The sequence below is a fragment of the Bradyrhizobium shewense genome (assembly GCF_900094605.1).
GTDB lineage: Bacteria > Pseudomonadota > Alphaproteobacteria > Rhizobiales > Xanthobacteraceae > Bradyrhizobium > Bradyrhizobium shewense.
The window spans coordinates 1-17,188 of the sequence record NZ_FMAI01000063.1 but is presented as its reverse complement, the minus strand read 5'-3'; the positions used below and the strand labels follow the sequence as shown (position 1 = coordinate 17,188).

The window sequence follows — 17,188 nt, the reverse complement described above, 5'->3', positions numbered from 1 at the left end:
ATGGGCACACGCTCGGTCCCGTAATCGCCGACATGGAGAAGCTCACCGGGGTGGAGGCTCGCCGTATCCACGTCGACAAAGGATATCGCGGTCACAACCACCCGCATCGGTTCAGGGTCTGGATCTCGGGTCAGGTCCGCCGCGTCACAGCTCCCATCCGTCGCGAGATGAAGCGTCGCGCGGCTGTCGAGCCCGTCATCGGCCACGTCAAGGCCGAGCACCGCATGGACCGCAACTATCTCAAAGGCCGCGTCGGCGACCGCATCAACGCCGTCCTCGCCGCCGCCGGCTACAACTTCGGCCTGCTCCTGCGGTGGCTCGCAGAACTCTTGTGTGCCATTATCCGGGCGTTCACCGAAACTGTCCCTGCCCAAAAGATCGTTTAAATCAGCGCTCTCCCGCCTTCTTCACGGACGACTACGTACTGCAATTCAATCGGACATCGATCTTAGCCATAAAGGCGTACACCGCGTAGTCGCAACTTCCAGGGGCGTTCTGAGCGGGGCGGCTGCCAGCCGAAATCTTTTAGCGGAGTTCGGTCTGTGTCAAGCCTGCTAGGGAATATCCCTCGCCGTGTGGCTTTGGTGTGACCTGCAGAAACTGCAAGCAGCAAGCGTGCGTCGCAGCCGCGTCCGCTTCGGACGGCTCTACTTCAGATTTGCGACCGCGCTATTCGACATTCGCGGGCGGCTACTTGATTACCTTGACACGCGCATACTGCGACGGCCGTCGACGCTAACGGGCACCTCGCCTTCGATTGTCGCGCGACGAACTGCTCACCGCAATCGTTGACTGCATAATGGATCGTGGCGCGGTTGTCCCACATAGCGACCTTACCCTGCTTCCAGCTCCAGCGTACGGTGTTTTCTGGCGCGGTGATATGAGACTCAAAAAGATCGAACATCCTCTGGCCATCATATTTCGAGACATTAACAAAGCTTTTCGCATAAATGCCGAGCACTAGCGCACGCTCGCCGGTTTCAGGGTGGACACGTACGACGGAATGCTCGTCTCGAACCTCGTCGCGGTAAGCGCCTTGTCAGCAAGATCCTTGGCTTCGTTGACGCGGGCAGCTCGATCGAAGCTGTGAATAGCCCAGAGGTCGTCGGCAAGCCGTTGCAGCGCCCGCGGCAAATCGAGATATGCGGCCGCGGTGTTTGAGCACACCGTGTCCCACCGACTGGTGGGATCACAACACCACGCTGCACCGAAAAATTGGGCTAGGCATCCAAGCAAGACCAATCGGTGTGCCATTGGTCAGTCCGGTAGAGTCTGCGTGCGGAATCTATGTCGAGGATCGACATTGTTCCCTTGGTAGAAGCCAACTCCGGCGCAAGCTGTCCAGAACGACGTGCAACGCGCTCCTGCTCAGCGTCGTCAAGATGACCCTGGTCGAGGAAGAAGATGACTTCGCGCTCAAGCAGGGAAGGCTTTGACGGCCGCAATGGTCTGGTCCGGAAAATCGCCCGAAAGCTTGATACCCCTGATTGAGTTCCGATGAGCGCCGTCTGTTTGACGACATCCGTGCGCGGAATGGCACTCTTGATCAAAGCCATTTCACTCATGTTGGCGTTCTCCAGGTTTATCGGGTTGTTTTCGCCAGACAAGGTTCTTCTCGCAAGATGATCAACTGAAAAAGCTGCGCTCAGAATAGAGGCGTGAGCTCTTACGCAGTTCGAAAAGATGTCCGGCCTCTATCTCCGCCCATTATCTTGGTCAAGTATAAAAGTCAGGCCGCTCGCTCGCTTTGGTCGATCGTTATGGCTATCATGTCGCTCCTGCTCTCTACCTCTTGTTCTTGTTCGCGCTGTCGTGTTGTTCTTGGCTTTCGTGTTCGCTTGGTGGCTGGTGTTACATTTCGTTTTATTGCGATGGCACCTATCTCTATTGTTGGGCTGATCTCACCTGATCGTGGTCGGCACGCGATCACAGCAAAAAATAGCCATGACGCCGAACTCATGGAAGCCGACACACAGGTCTTTCCGATACATTCAAGTCGGGCGCGGGTGAAGGAAAGAGAGTATCCGTGCTGGCGCCGGTTTCATAGATGGGCAAACCTTATACCCCAGATATTCGCACGCGTGTCGTGGCCGACCGAGGGCGGGGTGTTTCGCAATCGGGCCGCGAATCGCTTCGCGATGACGATCGGCACGACAAGCGGTTGCTGCACCGGCAGTGTCGCTCCTGGCCAGTTGGGCGGTCACAAGCCGAATTCAATTCGGGGAGTATGCGGAGTGGTTGTCAGAGCGAGTCGGGAGCGACATTTACAGCTGCGTTGTCTTGGCGGCTTGCCGATTCGCGAAATGGATTTCGTCGGTAGTCATTGTCAGAGACGTGATCTGTACAGTACACTTACGCCCATCGACCGGCTGATCGTGGAGTAGGCGGCTGAGCTGTCGGGAGCAGATATCGCAATCCTGGTGCGCTCATATCTTCTCGCTTCAAGGCCGAACCGCGTTCTTCCGTCGCGAAGAGGACGGCGGCCTCCGCCCCGCGTCAGTGCGGCGGCTTGATTGTCGCGAGATCACGAGTCGCGGCCTTTACTAGACGGACGCCTCCCTGATGCACGGCACGCGCCACCCGATTGCTGTAAGGCCACCATGCCAGATCTGCAGACTCGCGCCGACCATCGCGAACACGATTGCCCACTGGATAGACCAATGCTCGAAAAGACACCGGCGCTACACGGCGCGGGTTAGCCCGCCAGAAAAGGTAGGCGCGCGGGCAATTCAGATATGTAAAAACAGCCAAGCTAAAAAGGTGGTCCCAAGACAGCAAGAGGCATCGGCCTCGATGCGGCGTTGCAAATGTGAGTTTCGAATAAGGAAGGAATTATGCCCCAGACGTTTCGAGAAGCTCGCTGGTATCGCTCCATGCTCTACGTCCCTGGCAACAAACTCGAGTGGATGTTGAAGGCGCCCAAATTTGGAGCCGATGCCCTGATGTTCGATCTCGAAGACTCGGTTGAAGTTACTCAGAAGGCTGGAGCTCGCAAGTCGGTTGCGGCAGCAATCAAGGAACTATGCACCGGCCCCTTCGGGCGCTTCGTGAGGCTCAATAGGTGGAGAACAGGCTGTCTGTTAGACGACCTTAATGCGGTTGTAATCGATGGCCTCGACGGGGTGGCTCTGGCGAAGACTGAAGATCCGGAAGATATTGCCGCTCTAGATCTTGTGCTTGGGGAGCTGGAGAGGTCGCGCGGTCTTCCGGTCGGTCGAATCGAGATTTGTCCGCACGCGGAAACCGCGCACGCGATGTACAGGCTCTACGAAATCTGCATGGCTTCTCAGAGGATCAAGCGGACCGGTGCAGCTGGTGGTCCAACCCCAGGTGGAGACGGGGCACGCTCCCTAGGCCTGCAGCTCAATGACGTGACGGATGAGGGGGCTTACTTTGGAGCCTATTCGGTGCTGCAAGCTCGCGCTGCCGGGATTATACACGTTGAAGGCGCTATGACCGCGAGATTGGACGACCTCGAGCTAGTCCGGCGAATCGGCGAAAGATCGAAGCGCATGGGCGCATCGTTTGGGTCGGCGATTCACCCTAGTCATATCCCCGTTATCAACGAGATCTACTCGCCATCGCAGGACGAGATCAACGAGGCGCGCGAAATCGTTACCGTCGTGGCGGATGCCACTGCTCGCGGCGAGGGCGCTGTTCGGCACAAGTCGACGATGCTGGACTATGCGCTTGTGCGGACTGCCATGGACGTCCTTAAAAGGGCTCACACAGTCGGAGTTGATGTTGGCAAGGTTCCGAAAGTTGAGCTACCCCCACTTTGAGGAGGCCATGCGACGGCTGACGGGTTGAAGTGGTGAGTGCGATCGCAGCGGCAGGAGGTGTCGTCCATCAATCTCCAGAAGATTGCTCGCTGCCTTTGGTCCAGCGGCTCACATTCTGTGTGAGCGGCTTCGTCCCTTCAAGCTCACTCTTAATCTGACGTACACCGATTTTGCTTGCGTCTAGGTGTGGCCTCTCAGGAGTTTGTCCATCTGGTCTGAACCAAGGAGGAGGTCCAGTTCAAGACGACGCCGAAGACGGTGGCCAAATGGGTCAAGCGGTTCCGCGCAGAAGGTGTGGGAGGGATTGTAGGATCGCTCCTCCAGACCCCATTCAGATGCGAAGGAAGGTGGCTCGGGCGCGCCCCAAGATCCGCGCAGATGGGCGATTTTGACGACGCGGCAGGCGTTCACCAGGACGCCAAATGACCATTGCGGCGGAATCCCTACGGCAATATGTGCAGCAGAAAGCGATGGATGAACTCCTCTTGTCGAGAGTAATCAGTTTGGATTTGTGCCGGCGCGACAAACTTGTCAGGCGAGCGGAGAGGGTCGTGTTCAGAGGTAAGGAGCTTGCTGTTTGCGATTGCCCACCGACGGCAATTTCGACTCCACTACATCTTTGATTGCTGATTAGCTAAGCTACGGTGTGTCGACAACGGATGAATTACCTACGTCGGCTGCGTAAACGCAGCCATCATGGCCCGATCCGGCAAGCTGTAAACCTTCGGGTCCGACTAGCGACGGTTCGCGAAGTATGCGTTGTCAAGGCGGTATAACGTCAGCGGCATTCGATCGGGAGCTGCTGCGGCTGGAATATGCCCATCGCACGGCCGTCAGCCAGAAATGTTTGATGGCGAATGCTACCCCAGATGTTGAGCGCATTGGCCGTGAGATCGTCATATGGCACGCGCCATATCAAGCAGTCGTTCAAGCCGGCAGGATGGACAACCCGCATCACATAGGACGACATTTGGTCACGCTGGCGGATCTAACCGACTACGGCTATGTTGAAAAATGCGACAACGGGCGACGCATATTCCCAGGCTGCTTGCCAGGCGCGCGCAAGTGTGCGCAGGAGCTGCTGGGAGTGGCGCGTCGATTGCTGAGTTGAAGGACTGCCGCAGCCGGGGCGCTCGCAGCGGCTCTGATGCTAGGAGCTCCCGATGAGATCCGCTCGCTGATCTAGTCGATGCGGTAGCGCCGTTAAAAAGTACGGGTACGTAACCATCACGGGATGAAACTTGTCGTAGAACTCAGCGGACGCTGGTCAAGCTTAAGTGAAAGGAGAAGGTGGGATGATCTCAGAGGTGTTCATCACCTGTGCGGTAACTGGGGGAGGACAGGCGCCCACACAGAAGAATGTGCCAGTAACGCCGGAGCAAATCGCTGAATCGGCGATCGAGGCAGCGCGCGCAGGAGCGGCGGCGGTGCACCTCCATGTGCGTGATCTCAAGACCCGGGAGGGCGTGCTGGATCCTGCGCTGTATCGACAGGTCGTGCGCCGCATTCGAAAATCCGATGTGAACCCGGTCATCAACCTCACTACAGGAGAGGGCTGTTATATCGTGCTGGGTAGCTCGAACTCTCCGCTGCCCCTTTCGTTGGAGACGGACATGCTCGGCGCGCTCGAGCGCCTCGTGCACGTCGAAGAACTGCGTCCGGAGATATGCACACTTGATTGTGGGTCGATGAGCTCCAGGAAGGGGAGTGACGGCGCTATGATCAATACCATCGGGATGCTGCGGGTGATGGCAGCGCATGTGCAAGAGCTTGGGGTCAAGCCTGAGCTAGAGGTATTTGATACCGGCCATCTGAAAATGGTGCACGATTTGGTCAAAGAGGGTTTCATTGATGATGTGCCGCTGATTCAACTTTGCATGGGTGTCGGCTACGGGGCGTCCGACGACCTGACGACGCTGATGGCGCTGGTGCACCAGCTCCCGTCGCGCGCGGTCTATTCCACTTTTTCGGTCGGACCGATGCAGCTCCCGTACGCTGCGTTGGCGCCGATGATCGGCGCAAACGTGCGAGTAGGATTGGAAGACAACCTCTATCTCTCCCGCGGGCGATTGGCAACCAACGCCGGGCTCGTGCAGCGCGCGATAGACATCCTTGATCGAATCGGAGTCCGGGTGATGAGTCCCAATGAGATGCGCGAGAAGCTCAAGCTCAAAGTTATGCGCAGGGAGGTCAATGGTGACGATTGAGAATTCCCAAGCTTTCTGAGAAGCAGCCGCGCGCCGTAGGGGGCTCGAGGGTGGTGCCATCGGCGGCGGGTGGGCGGCTCGTTTCATTCTCAACGGCGTTGACGTGCGGCTTTATGGCCCGTCGTCCGGTGCGGTCGAGCGAGGTGAAGGCATGCTGGCTAACGCGCGGCGGGCGTTTCGCCAACTGACGATGCTCCGGTTGCCCCGGAAGGGGGTTGACGGTTGTTGAATATGTCAGGGACGCAGTGCGCGGCGTGGATCTCGTGCAGGAATCCGCGCCGGAACGCCTCGAGCTCAAGCAGCAGCTGCTCGCGTTCGCAAAGCCGCGCGGAAGGGCCTGGAACGCTGATCTGCTCCTCGACCTCGGGGTTTCGGCCGACGTTGCTGCAGGCGGAGATGGACAATCCTGAGTGCTTCCCCGTCGCGCACGCGTTCCAGCCTGTGTATCTGTTGCCGCTGGTTGAGCTGTGGGCCGGTGAGCGCACAGGACCCGATGCGTTGGAGCAAGCAGCGGCCATCTACCGCGCGATTGGAATGCACCCGCCTGTGATGCGCAGAGAGGTGGACGGGTTTATCGCGAATCGGCTGTAGGAGGCGATCTCGCGCGAGGCACTTTGGTTGGCGCACGACTCGTGGCAACCCTGCAGGAGAGCGATGACGCGGTACGCTACTCCTAGGCGCTGCGCCGAGGGGCATCGGTTCTATCGAATGGCCAATAGCGGTGCCGGCGGGCGTCAAAGCGTCGAGCAATGGGGCGTTCAAGTGGCCGTGGTCGTGGCTCACCGAGAAGCCCGAAATGGATACAGCTTTCTTGGAAAGTGGCCGCACAGGCAGACGCGCAAGCAGAGGCCAATCCTCTAGCCGTGCCGCTCCAGCACAAACGAACCGACTTGCTTTGGGCTTCCTACATGGGCGTCGCTCGCAGGGTTGCGGAGACCGGGCGAGACGCTCGCACGCTGGGAACAGGGGCTTCGCGCGTGCGCTCTGCAGCCCACTCTAGAGACCGACTCGTTGCTTGCCGATCCTGCAGATGCGCTCTCGCGGGCTTGACAACAACGGCCACATCAATGAGAGCCGTTCCTCCAGCTCGATGGCTGTTGAGACTGGCTTTTCCCACACAATCCGACGAAGAGCGTTCGGCTTGCCACTGCTCCGTAGAGCGAGACATTGTGGGTTCTGTCAAACGCTCCTGATAGAAAGACCAATGCAGTAGGTTTCAGATTCACATGACAAGGGTCAGAGCTCTTCGGTTGGTGCGTGCGGAGCCTGGGACAACCAGGCTCGAGACCTTGCCGGTCAACGATGCGGTACGGAGACGCAAGTGATCAAACGCACGAACGTCAAAGCCCATCGCTCGGCGGGCCGGCGAAAGGACAGGAAAGTAGCACAAACGAGCTGTTGGTCCGCTGCGTGGAGGCGCAACACAAAGATTCACGGTCGCATTGGCATCTAATCGCCATCTGTTTTCAGTTTTCCCTTGGTCCGAGTTCACAAATCACGCCTTGCTAAGGGCCTGCATGACCTCGGTCAGCGTCGACAGGACATCTGGAATGTGCGCCCGCGGACACCTCGGGGTTGCAACAGCCTAACTCGGCCGTGGCCGCCTGAGATTACGAAGTGCCAATAGGGTAAGGCAGCGCTCTGCGGTGACACCCTCGCGAAAAATGTGGAGCAACGACCAGTATGCGCCTCGTGCAAGCGAGACAGAGGCACATCGTGTCAAACGCCATCCGGATCTGCCCCCTCATATTGCCTCAGATGACAATGTTACCGAAGCGCCCCCAGCTGTCGCGTGAATTGGACGCCGCGGGTCCGAGCAAGCCGCTCGCGAAGCGCGCCCTCCAGAGCGCGTAGCGAGCGAGCGGCCTGCGGTGCTTCGGCACGAAAGAACCTGTCAGGATTAAATACGAAGGCCCGAAGCTCGAACCGGTGATCTCTGTGCTGCTGATGAGCTGTCGAGCGGCCTTTGATCGCCAATTCTTCACCAATCGCTGCACCGTGCGCCGCTGATGGCCGCTGAACCGACCGGGCGCATGCGCTTCCAGCCGGGAGAGAAGATCGACCGCGGACAAGTGCGGAGCCGCGGCGAGCCATTCCTCGATGATGGGAATGTAGGGGTCGAGCATCGATGGCCGACGTGGCACAGGCTTGCGCCGCACATAGCGACGACGATGAATGCCCCGCTGCTCACCCTGTTTCCAACCATCGCCGAGCTCTCGGGCAAAGGCCGCTAAGTCGCTATGCCCCTGCGCGACAGTCATCGCTGGCTTTCCAGCCCGTTGATCGACGCGCTTACCCAGCTCATTCTGAGCGTCCCGCATCTGTGCCAGCAATGCCACCGGATCAACCGTCCGGTAAATCTCTCGCAGCCGACCTTTGAATGCCTCATTGAGCCTCGGGTGGACCAATGCTCTTTCGTACGGCGTAGCGGGAGGGAGATAGCGCTTGGTCATCTTGGCACCTTCGCTGTGCTTCTCCTTCAGCTTAAACGAGGGCTGGAAGAAATTGATGTGCAGCCGTGCCGCGGCAAACAGGCGAGCTAATGAGCGAGCGGTATCAATGCCTTCAAAGCGCCCCTAGCCCACCAGGCGTCGAACGATAGCTCCGTTCTTCTGTTCAACGAACGCTTGATCGTTCTTCTTGTAGGCCCTGGAACGAGTGACTTCGACATCGTGAGAACGGCACCACGACACGACCGTGTCGTTCATGAAGGCGCTGTCATTGTCAAAATCGAGACCGCAAACGGGCCAGGAAAATAGGTTCTGGGCGCGCTCGAGGGCCTCGACCACAAGCGCTGCTTCACGCACGACGAGCGGAAAGCATTCGGTCCCCCCTCCCGTTGCGACATCCACCATTGTTAGCGTCTGAATGAAGGCGCCGGATACGGACATGCCGCCGTGCGCAACCAGATCCGCTTCGCAGTACCCCGGCGGAGGTGATCCCCCGTCATTGAATGTACGCACCGGGACTTGCCGCCGTACGGCACTGGAAAAGCCCGCCCGCCGTCGGCGTCGTCCGGCTGCTGCAATCCTTACGTCGCTCAGCAGGCGATCGATCGTCGCCGCGCTCACCTTCAAAACCTTCGACCTCTCATCGGCAGAAAGCTTCAATCTGCCGTGCCGTTCAAGAGCCGGAAGCAAAAACGGGATCATCGCGACGAGCCGCTTACTGCAGAGCGGTCAGAGGCGTCCCATAGCACAATCAGTGCAACGCGAATGGAAGCTCCGTAGGTCCGGCTCCGTCGCCGCGGCACGGCCGATCCCGATGCTCCGTCCACCGACAGTGCTCGGATCGCGTGCTTGCGATGCCATCCCGTAACGGCACACAGCTCGTCCAGGATCCGTGCCTTCTCGAGCCGTCCGCTCGCCCGATAACGCTCCACCAGCGCTGATCGATGCGGCGATGATCCTTGCGCGCAATCTCGCGCTCGCACAGCAGGATCAGTGTCTCACGCGCCGACAGGTTCGCACGCGCCGCCTCGTCGAGCAGGTTGTCGAGCTGGTCGCGGATGCCGGAGAGCTGCAATCGCGCCAGCATGGCGTCCAGCGGGTCAGTGGGGGCTTCGGTTGTTCTCTTTGCGCGCGCCATCAGAAGCTCCCTCCGATTGCTGCTTCGTATTCGGCAAGAGGACGAAACAACGAGGCCAGTGAAGAAGGCGCCGACACCGTTGGGGTCGCGCTTACCGGTCGGCAGACCGCGCCATTGCGGCCGGCAACCCCGTCGAGGTGCGCGGAATCGACAATCCGCAGCCGGCGCCCCTCCGATTGCTTGTGCACTGCGACCTGGTGCAATCCATGGCCGATCCGCACTTCGGCGGCCGCGATCGTTACCGCCACGCGCTCGCCAATCAGGCGCCACGGCACTGAGTAGCTGTTCGTGTCGATCTCGACGGCGCAATCATGGCCGACGACGCGGGTCAGTTCACGAAGGATCCGAACGAGGGCTGCCCGCCGAGCGGCTTCAACCGATGTAGCTCGTCACGCGCAAAGCGAGCGATCGGCGCCTCGCCGGTCGTGCCGTGGATACGAACGTTCGCAACCTCACGCTCCCATCCGGCCAGATGCGCCTCGAATGGTCCTGGCGCACCACGTCGGCATTGCCGCGATGCCGATGAGCCTCTCGCGCAGCCAACCGTCAAGGCCGTCGAGACGCTTCGGCCGCTCAGGCGACTTGAACGCCTTCACCCCGCCCGCCGCCACGTAGCCTTTCACCGTGGGATGGCTGCAGCCCAGCTGCCGCGCAATCCGCTTCAGACCCCACCCGCACGCCCTCAGGCGCAACATCTCGGCCACGTCATGCGGCGTCTACATCACTTGCCCCCGTGGATCACTCCACGACGAGCCTTCAGCGAAGGCTTCATTCACTCTCTCCCCAGCTATCCGAGGAGGGGGCAATTCCTCGTGACGCTGAGGGGGGCAGTTTTTCATGGCGCGCGACACACATCGCGCAGGATGCGCGGCGACTCACTAGAGTAGGTAGTGCCTCGATTCTTGTTCGTGATGTACAACTCGTCGTTAGGCTATGCTGCAGCTCATCACCATAGGACAGAGTGCAACGATGGCAACCCGAGTGTATTGGCGGCTTCGAAGTGTTGCGATAGCGGCGCGCTTGTTCTACGGCCATCCCGGCGCATGCCGGACTGGCAGGCCGAGGGAAGTTCGCGACCGCGTGGCGTTCGCTGTGCGCTGTCAACCGAAAAACGGCATCCGCTGGTTGGTCTGTTTTTTTGCCCCTTGAGCCTGATGGTTTCCGATGACAACCCTGACAAAGATCACCGAGGCCCAGCTTAAAGAGCGTATCGCAAAAGCGTTGTGCAAAGTCGATGCGCTGGAATCGGCATATGAGACCATCACTATTGGACAACTGGTCTCAATGCGGGCGAGAACACACGGTTCAACGATCGCGATCGACGTCTTTGAGCGCGGCGAGCGCGCGACCTACTCTGAGACTGATCGATCGTCCAATAAATGTGCGCATGCGCTGCGCGCATGCGGCGTACGCAAGGGCGATCGCATTGGGGTGTTGCTGCCCAATCGTATCGAATTCCCGATCGTGTGGTTCGCTATCGCCAAGCTCGGTGCAGTGATGGTCCCAATCAACATGCGCTACACGCCGAGAGAGATGGAATACGTTCTCAGCGATACACAGGCCAAGTTCGCCGTGGTCGACGAGTCTGTGAGGTCAGTGTTTTTGGCGATGGAGCCTTGGCCGCAAGACCTCGCCAAGGATGGATTGATTTTCGTTGGACAGCTTTCCAGCGAGACAGCCACTACCCTGGATGAGTTGCTCAAGTCCGTCGACGACACTTTAGTAGAGGAGGATGTCCGACCCGATGACTTATTAAACATACAATATACCTCTGGAACAACGGGCTTTCCGAAGGGCTGCATGTTAACCCACGACTACTGGGCGGTGCGCTCGTACCAGGGGGCCTGCGGGGACGGGCGGCCATACCAGAGGTATCTGTCCGCGCAGCCTTTCTTCTATGCCGATCCGCAGGAACATCTTCTAAAGTCGTATCGGCAGGGCGGGACCTTCTATCTGGCTCCGTCCATGAGCTCGACCCGCTTCATCGGTTGGGTCAAGCAGCATCGTATCGAATGGTGCTTTTTTCCTGAGCCGATAGCGCGCCAGGCTGAGGCGCTCGACGAGGACGGGTCATCAACATGCCTGCAGAAGAGCCTTACGTGGGGCTGCAGCCCTGATACGGTACGCAAACTCCGGAAACGGTTCCGAATGCGTACCCAGGATGCTTATGGGATGACGGAGATCGGGTTTGGCACACAAATGCCGAACGACCTTGATGATATGGCCGACTTAGGTTCCGTGGGCATTCGTGCCCCGTTTCGGCATGTGCGACTGATGAACGACGATGGCACCCCCTCCGCAATAGGGGAAGCCGGGGAGCTGTGGGTGAGTGGCCGTGGAATTCTTAAGGGCTACTGGAATCGACGGGAAGCGAATGCAGCGTTATTTGAAGGCGAATGGTTCAAGACGGGAGACCTGCTACGCCGCGACGAGGCAGGCCTTCATTGGTTAGTAGGACGCACACAGGAGATAATCCGACGCTCAGGCGAGAGCATCGCTGCCCGCGAGGTGGAGGCCGTCATCCGAGAGATTCCTGAGATTGCGGATGTAGCGGCCATACCCGTTCGCGATAGCAAGCGCGGCCAGGAGGTGAAGGTCTACGTGGAGCTGAGAGAAGGTCTCACACCTGCCGATCTGTCCGTCGATCGCATTCTCGAACATGCACGTGCCAATCTTGCAGTGTTCAAGGTGCCGCGGTACATCGCTTTTGTTCCTATGCTTCGAAGAACCAGCTCCAGCAATACGCTGATCAAGCGTGAGCTGATGGCGGTGAGCGATCCGCTTGCTGGGGCCTACGACACGGAGAAAAAGCGTTGGGGCTGAAGTCGATGTTCGGTCCCGATTCCCGCACGCTCCCACTTGCCAGTTCGGAACTGCATGCGCCACAAAGGGCCAAAAGTATGACCGCGGCATCCCGTCCTCAATTCGAGATTAATAGTCGAAAATTTGCTCAGACCACTGCTGCCGCCGATCTTCTGTCGGTACGCGACGGACCGACCGGAATGGCGGCCGCATTGTCGTCGGGTCCTTGGTCGAGACTGCAAGCTCAATAACGTCGATCCGCTCGCCTATTCACTGAGCGCCCTGACTAAAATCATCAAAGGTGTCCTCCCAACCGCGACATCGACCAGCTATTGCGCTTAGCCTACCGCAGTTCGCTACTCATGAGAAGGGCGGGTGACCACCACTTCGCGATCGAGCTTAGGGACATTTGGAAGCTCCCGTTTGCCAATTGTGTCGACGCAGCTTGGACGGGCGCGATGATACCGCTGAACGTCGGGGTCGCCGGCTTTGCCCGCCAGTAATGTCCTCGCCCATTGCGTCTCGTTCAACTCGTATCGCTTCGCTGCTATTACTGCTCCGTGCGAATTACAGAGCTCTATGAAGCCGCGATCAAACCGATTTGGTGTCCCGGATATCGATGGGGCCTAGAAGATCAGGGGGCGGATCCGTATCAAGGCGCCATGACACTTAGTCCGGTCGCCAGGTCAGCACAGGTTCATTCAAGACGCACGGTCATGAGTTTCGTCATCACGTTTCTGCTAGGCGAGTGAACGTCCCAGAATGGCGAAGGAAAATCAGGCTCGAAACGTTCTCGGATGAAGTATCGAGCCGGCGCGAATTGTTTTGCATCACGTTTGATTCCGATTCCGATTGATCTGCTGGCAACAACCCGCCCCGACTTACTTCCTGTTCACACCAAAGATCGGTTGTCAGCTGCACAACCATGCTCATGCGAAGGTCCTTCTGCGATGGGGTGCTGGACGGGCTGCCAATTCGGCCGGCCGATCACCACCAGGTCAGAGCATCATGGAAACCGCAAAATCCAGCAAGGCCGACGATCATGAGCGGCTCACGGCCCTCAGATCCGATCTGATGAGCCCAGAACCGGCCAAAGTAGTGCTGATCATTAGATGCCCCGTCGCCGGAAACCTTACGAGCCACCGAATGCGAAAAGTGGTCAACTCCCGATGAGCAGCATTTACCAGTTCACGGTGGCGATGTGGCCAGGGGGATCTGCTGCGGGCAGCTCTGAAGCTCAAGCGCCTGCAATCGCAGCGCTAGAGCAAAGATTCCTTATTGGTCTCTTCGCCATGGCATGAGGTCGTCGATTTCGTCTTGGGGATGGCCGGCAATGATCGCCGTGAGGGTTTCGGCGATGTAGGCGACCGGGTTGACGTCGTTGAGCTTACAGGTCGCCACGATGGATGCGAGCAAGGCCCGGTTTTCGGCTCCGACCTCCTGACCGGCGAAGAGCGTTTTTTCTGGTCAAGCAGATCGGCCGGATCGCGTTTTCAACCGGATTGTTGAGCTCGAGACGCCCGTCATCGAGGAAGCGCGTCAGCCCCGAAGCATCTTCTGCACCTTCGCGGCAAGCCCATCGTGGCCGCAGCGGAAGTGGACAGGCCGCGTCGCGATGTAAATCTTCAGATCGGCGCCGGGTACAATCATCGTGACGCTCGCACCGCGCGGATCACCCGAGACAGCTGCTCCCCATCTATCGCCGCGTCCGTCCGCACGCCGACGTCGCGGATCGCAATATCGAGCGTGACTGCAGGAACCTGACGCTCCTCAAACGGCCCCTCCAAGACCAGCGGCGCGAATTCGCGGCGCTGTCGGAAGCGGCGTCGCCAATCGTAAATCTGCCAACGCGTCGCCCCGCGCTTGCGCGCTACCTCCGCCACCTGAGCGCCAGGCAGCAGACTTTCGGCGACGATCCGAGCCCGCTCAACCTCCGAACGCGCATGACGCCCGGACGGTCCCTTCAAGCACTTCAAGCCGGCTGACTGGCCCAACTGACGAGCTGTCCAAATGGACGTCCTTTTTTTCCGTCCAATCCCATCCCACAGCCGTTCACCCCGAAGGCTTTTTCGCATTGAAAGCAGGGTATCGGCTCAGCGCTTACAACCAACCGCGATTTCTCACCTACTTTCGGAACCCATGATAGACCTTCTGACGCAACCGCGTGTTCTCCATCGAGTGCGAACAGATCGTTCATCGGTCGCTCTTTGCGACGTCAACGAACCCTGCGCCAGACCAGGATGGACCGCCCCATGATGCCGTCCCGGTAGCTCTCGTAGGGCACCGTAGTGACTGTGAGGGTGTCGCCATGAAGCACGTAGTAACGAGCCTGGTCGGTCCCCGTCCAGGCTTGGTTCCAAGAGGTGTCGATGTGATGGACGACGACGTCATCGCCGATTGAGAACGTGCCGGCGTAGGCAACCATGGTAGCGAGAAGCGCGACGCTTTCCTCCTCACTTGGCACGACGTCGCGCGGTTTGACGCGGTCGCAGCAGGTAAAAATCGCATACATGCGACCGTCAGCCGCGTATCCAATATAGCCTTCTGGGGCGTCGCCGAACTGATTGTGCCGGTACCCGTCGGAGAGGCGCTCGCGCACATACGATTGGAGCTTCCAGGTTCCTATCACGGCACAGTCCGCAGGTGGCTTGCCCCGTTTCACTGTTTTAAGGACGGTATCGCCCTTCAATATTTCAGTCGCCACATGTCTCTCCTTTCGCTTGCGATCGTTAGGTCCCTCACGGCTTTCTCGATCCATGCAGGCATCGAAGAAACCCGCTTCTCATGATTCTCAGCACAGAGCCTTGCTTTCGTGGCTCCGCAAAAGAAAATGATCTTATGCGTAAGCAGCAGCCCTCTTAATCGCATCCCTGACCGGCAAAGCACCCGCGGATTAATCTTCCTGATTTCGACGCAATGCGGGCGGCACTTTGAGCGTCTTGTTCGATGCTGTCAAAGCTAAGCTATCCCATCTGGTAGCTCTCCAAGCGATCCCGCCGATATAATGTCTTTACTCGATTAAGGACGCGGTCGAGCCGCGCGTAAAGAGTCTAGCCTGACGCGAGCTGTCGTCAAAGCGCCTGCTATGCGGCTCAGTTAAGCCGTGGGCTCTGCATACTTGGCAAATGAAAGGACAATCAGATGCCACAGCGCAGCTCTCTCTCTGAAGATGGTCGGCCGGCCGGCCATTTTCGCAACACCTCTTACATGATCAAGAAGAGTCGTCCCTATTTCGATGCAGCCCATGAAGCTGGTGTCATGGCCGTTCATGGACGTTCCACCACCGGACGCGCCTTTGCTTTAGGCTCCGGTCCACTTGAAGGTCGACCGGAAAAAATTGATTTCGTGCGATGTTCCTACCTTGGCCTGGACAATCATCCGCTGATCGTCGCTGGCGCGATCGGTGCGATTGAGGCGCATCGGTCATTGCACTGGTCATGCGCACGAACGCGCCTCAATTTCGATCTCCTGGCGGAGCTTGAGGCGACCCTGTCGGAGATGTTCTGCGCATCCGTGCTCGCCTTCTCCACTGTCATGCTGGCCAATCTAGGTGCGATGCCCCTCCTTTCCTCAGGGCAATTGACGGGCGGAAGAAAGCCGCTGGTCGTATTCGACCGCCTGGCGCACATATCGCTGGCCTATCACAAGCCAGTGGTCGCTGATGAAACCCGTCTGGAAACCATCGGGCACAACGACATCGACGCTCTCGAGCGCTTGTGCCGCGAACATCCAGTGGTTGCTTACGTATGCGATGGTATTTACTCCATGGGCGGGAACGCGCCCATCAAAGAATTGCGGCAACTCCAGGAGCGGTACGGGCTCTTTCTCTATATCGATGATGCTCATGGAATATCGATCTTCGGACGCCAAGGTGAAGGATTTGCTCGATCTCAATTTCCGCAAGTGCTGGGTGACCGCACGATCATAGTAGCCTCGCTGGCTAAAGGCTTCGGCGCATCGGGCGGCATGGTGATGCTCGGAACGGCTGAGCAAGAAGCTCTGTTTCGACGGTACGCCATTCCTTATGCGTTTTCGGTGCCGCCCAATCTGGCGGCGCTTGGTGCGGCGCTTGGGTCATGTAAGATTCACGGCTCCGCAGAACTTGGCGATCGGCAAAGGCGGTTAACACAGCGTATCAAGGTCTTTGATCGTCATATTGCAACCGCCCAGGAAGGAAATTCATTTCCCATCAGAATGATTGCAATAGGATCGGAAACGAAAGCGATTGCAATCACCAAAGATCTTCTCGACGCTGGCTTCTACACTTCGGTGACGTTCTTCCCGACGGTCGCGCAAGGAAAGGCAGGGATTCGAGTGTGCATTACGGCCGACCATGAAGAAAAGGATATTGAGCGGTTGTGCGACTGCATCTTGGATGCAGTGGCAGAAGCAACCGGAAAGCCATACCCTCTGCGGTAATTGATGGTTCAGCTATCAGCTCGTATTGAGAAGGCTGATTAAAGCTTGTCAACTCTCGATCCATTGTTCGACGCCGAAGGAGCTTCCGAAGCGCTTGGGTCAATGTTCTCGACGGGGCGGTGCTGGCTCCTTACGCCGTTTGCGGCACTCCGATCATGCTGAAGCCAGAAAAGTCGAGTGACTAAGGCGACCGGCGCGTTGCGCGTGTGGGAGCGCGCGGGATCAGATTGGGCATCGTGCGTCGGCTCTTGGTCGACGGCTATCGCGCCGCTTTTGTGGCGACGAAAGCGGACGTAGTCGCCCGTGAACAAGGCTCTAAGCGATTGAGCGGGAGTCTGTTTTTCGGATTTGAGACGGTTTGAGATTGCAGGGTTTGGGAGGTCGAGGCCG

16 protein-coding genes and 2 pseudogenes are annotated in these 17,188 nt (G+C 58.5%); 7 read left to right on the top strand and 11 right to left on the bottom strand.

Going from position 1 to position 17,188, the window contains the following annotated elements; all coding sequences use genetic code 11:
• A partial coding sequence (locus GA0061098_RS42415) for a transposase (RefSeq protein ID WP_208610748.1) occupies positions 1-386 on the top strand: 386 nt, incomplete at its 5' end.
• A 312-nt stretch (positions 387-698) separates the two neighbouring features.
• Here GA0061098_RS42415 and GA0061098_RS42410 read toward each other — a convergent pair.
• Positions 699-1,565: pseudogene (locus tag GA0061098_RS42410) on the bottom strand (TauD/TfdA dioxygenase family protein).
• A gap of 1,269 nt (positions 1,566-2,834) precedes the next feature.
• Between GA0061098_RS42410 and GA0061098_RS42405 the strand changes: the two are divergent.
• Positions 2,835-3,782, top strand: coding sequence for an HpcH/HpaI aldolase/citrate lyase family protein (locus GA0061098_RS42405; RefSeq protein WP_091967907.1), 948 nt, complete (start codon positions 2,835-2,837; stop codon positions 3,780-3,782).
• A gap of 778 nt (positions 3,783-4,560) precedes the next feature.
• Here GA0061098_RS42405 and GA0061098_RS42400 read toward each other — a convergent pair.
• On the bottom strand, positions 4,561-4,752 hold the full coding sequence (locus GA0061098_RS42400) for a hypothetical protein (protein ID WP_091967905.1): 192 nt from the start codon (positions 4,750-4,752) through the stop codon (positions 4,561-4,563).
• Positions 4,753-5,077: 325 nt separating this feature from the next.
• On the opposite strand from GA0061098_RS42400, the gene GA0061098_RS42395 reads away from it, so the two are divergent.
• From GA0061098_RS42395 to GA0061098_RS47665, 3 genes are all read left to right on the top strand, one after another.
• A complete protein-coding gene (locus GA0061098_RS42395) occupies positions 5,078-5,989 on the top strand; it encodes a beta-keto acid cleavage family enzyme (protein ID WP_091967903.1) in 912 nt (303 codons plus the stop codon).
• Between the two features lie 215 nt (positions 5,990-6,204).
• Positions 6,205-6,399: a hypothetical protein gene (locus tag GA0061098_RS46770; RefSeq protein WP_245323983.1), complete on the top strand. Its 195-nt coding sequence runs from the start codon at positions 6,205-6,207 to the stop codon at positions 6,397-6,399.
• Positions 6,371-6,580 (top strand): 3-hydroxyacyl-CoA dehydrogenase NAD-binding domain-containing protein, encoded by a 210-nt coding sequence (locus GA0061098_RS47665; protein ID WP_430649305.1) that lies wholly within the window; start codon positions 6,371-6,373, stop codon positions 6,578-6,580. The genes GA0061098_RS46770 and GA0061098_RS47665 overlap by 29 nt, the downstream gene beginning before the upstream one ends.
• Before the next feature lie 1,163 nt (positions 6,581-7,743).
• Here GA0061098_RS47665 and GA0061098_RS44545 read toward each other — a convergent pair.
• From GA0061098_RS44545 to GA0061098_RS47655, 5 genes are all read right to left on the bottom strand, one after another.
• The gene (locus tag GA0061098_RS44545) at positions 7,744-8,442 is read right to left on the bottom strand and encodes a hypothetical protein (RefSeq protein ID WP_129591116.1); all 699 of its coding nucleotides are present in this window, start codon (positions 8,440-8,442) and stop codon (positions 7,744-7,746) included.
• Between the two features lie 123 nt (positions 8,443-8,565).
• Positions 8,566-9,141, bottom strand: a complete 576-nt coding sequence (locus GA0061098_RS42375) for an integrase catalytic domain-containing protein (protein ID WP_091967894.1) — start codon at positions 9,139-9,141, stop codon at positions 8,566-8,568.
• 49 nt (positions 9,142-9,190) lie between these two features.
• Positions 9,191-9,577 carry a hypothetical protein gene (locus GA0061098_RS47660; protein WP_430649304.1) on the bottom strand — a complete coding sequence of 129 codons (387 nt, stop codon included), beginning with the start codon at positions 9,575-9,577 and terminating at the stop codon, positions 9,191-9,193.
• Positions 9,577-9,873, bottom strand: a complete 297-nt coding sequence (locus GA0061098_RS45815; RefSeq protein WP_430649307.1) for a Mu transposase domain-containing protein — start codon at positions 9,871-9,873, stop codon at positions 9,577-9,579. Before GA0061098_RS45815 ends, GA0061098_RS47660 begins: the two co-directional genes overlap by 1 nt.
• Positions 9,874-10,029: 156 nt before the next feature.
• The gene (locus tag GA0061098_RS47655; RefSeq protein WP_430649306.1) at positions 10,030-10,272 is read right to left on the bottom strand and encodes a helix-turn-helix domain-containing protein; all 243 of its coding nucleotides are present in this window, start codon (positions 10,270-10,272) and stop codon (positions 10,030-10,032) included.
• 469 nt (positions 10,273-10,741) lie between these two features.
• On the opposite strand from GA0061098_RS47655, the gene GA0061098_RS42360 reads away from it, so the two are divergent.
• The gene (locus GA0061098_RS42360) at positions 10,742-12,400 is read left to right on the top strand and encodes a class I adenylate-forming enzyme family protein (RefSeq protein ID WP_091967892.1); all 1,659 of its coding nucleotides are present in this window, start codon (positions 10,742-10,744) and stop codon (positions 12,398-12,400) included.
• Positions 12,401-13,654: 1,254 nt separating this feature from the next.
• Here the strand turns inward: GA0061098_RS42360 and GA0061098_RS42355 are convergent.
• The 4 genes and pseudogenes from GA0061098_RS42355 to GA0061098_RS42345 form a co-directional block, all read right to left on the bottom strand.
• Positions 13,655-13,925: pseudogene (locus GA0061098_RS42355) on the bottom strand (transposase domain-containing protein); the annotation flags it as partial.
• 100 nt (positions 13,926-14,025) lie between these two features.
• Positions 14,026-14,454 carry a transposase gene (locus tag GA0061098_RS42350; protein ID WP_245323982.1) on the bottom strand — a complete coding sequence of 143 codons (429 nt, stop codon included), beginning with the start codon at positions 14,452-14,454 and terminating at the stop codon, positions 14,026-14,028.
• Complete coding sequence (locus tag GA0061098_RS46765; RefSeq protein ID WP_245323984.1) at positions 14,352-14,576, bottom strand: hypothetical protein; 225 nt, start codon at positions 14,574-14,576, stop codon at positions 14,352-14,354. Before GA0061098_RS46765 ends, GA0061098_RS42350 begins: the two co-directional genes overlap by 103 nt.
• Positions 14,577-14,594: 18 nt before the next feature.
• On the bottom strand, positions 14,595-15,083 hold the full coding sequence (locus GA0061098_RS42345) for a lipocalin-like domain-containing protein (protein ID WP_165637970.1): 489 nt from the start codon (positions 15,081-15,083) through the stop codon (positions 14,595-14,597).
• A 437-nt stretch (positions 15,084-15,520) separates the two neighbouring features.
• Between GA0061098_RS42345 and GA0061098_RS42340 the strand changes: the two genes are divergently transcribed.
• Complete coding sequence (locus GA0061098_RS42340; RefSeq protein WP_091967886.1) at positions 15,521-16,798, top strand: aminotransferase class I/II-fold pyridoxal phosphate-dependent enzyme; 1,278 nt, start codon at positions 15,521-15,523, stop codon at positions 16,796-16,798.
• Positions 16,799-17,188: the final 390 nt, after the last annotated feature.

Excerpts from the sequence above, each read along its gene's own strand:
- GA0061098_RS42405 (WP_091967907.1), top strand. The coding sequence starts at position 2,835 with ATGCCCCAGACGTTTCGAGAAGCTCGCTGGTATCGCTCCATGCTCTAC.
- GA0061098_RS42400 (WP_091967905.1), bottom strand. The coding sequence starts at position 4,752 with ATGTCGTCCTATGTGATGCGGGTTGTCCATCCTGCCGGCTTGAACGAC.
- GA0061098_RS42395 (WP_091967903.1), top strand. The coding sequence starts at position 5,078 with ATGATCTCAGAGGTGTTCATCACCTGTGCGGTAACTGGGGGAGGACAG.
- GA0061098_RS44545 (WP_129591116.1), bottom strand. The coding sequence starts at position 8,442 with ATGACCAAGCGCTATCTCCCTCCCGCTACGCCGTACGAAAGAGCATTG.
- GA0061098_RS42375 (WP_091967894.1), bottom strand. The coding sequence starts at position 9,141 with ATGATCCCGTTTTTGCTTCCGGCTCTTGAACGGCACGGCAGATTGAAG.
- GA0061098_RS47660 (WP_430649304.1), bottom strand. The coding sequence starts at position 9,577 with ATGGCGCGCGCAAAGAGAACAACCGAAGCCCCCACTGACCCGCTGGAC.
- GA0061098_RS47655 (WP_430649306.1), bottom strand. The coding sequence starts at position 10,272 with ATGTTGCGCCTGAGGGCGTGCGGGTGGGGTCTGAAGCGGATTGCGCGG.
- GA0061098_RS42360 (WP_091967892.1), top strand. The coding sequence starts at position 10,742 with ATGACAACCCTGACAAAGATCACCGAGGCCCAGCTTAAAGAGCGTATC.
- GA0061098_RS42350 (WP_245323982.1), bottom strand. The coding sequence starts at position 14,454 with ATGCGAAAAAGCCTTCGGGGTGAACGGCTGTGGGATGGGATTGGACGG.
- GA0061098_RS46765 (WP_245323984.1), bottom strand. The coding sequence starts at position 14,576 with ATGAACGATCTGTTCGCACTCGATGGAGAACACGCGGTTGCGTCAGAA.
- GA0061098_RS42340 (WP_091967886.1), top strand. The coding sequence starts at position 15,521 with ATGCCACAGCGCAGCTCTCTCTCTGAAGATGGTCGGCCGGCCGGCCAT.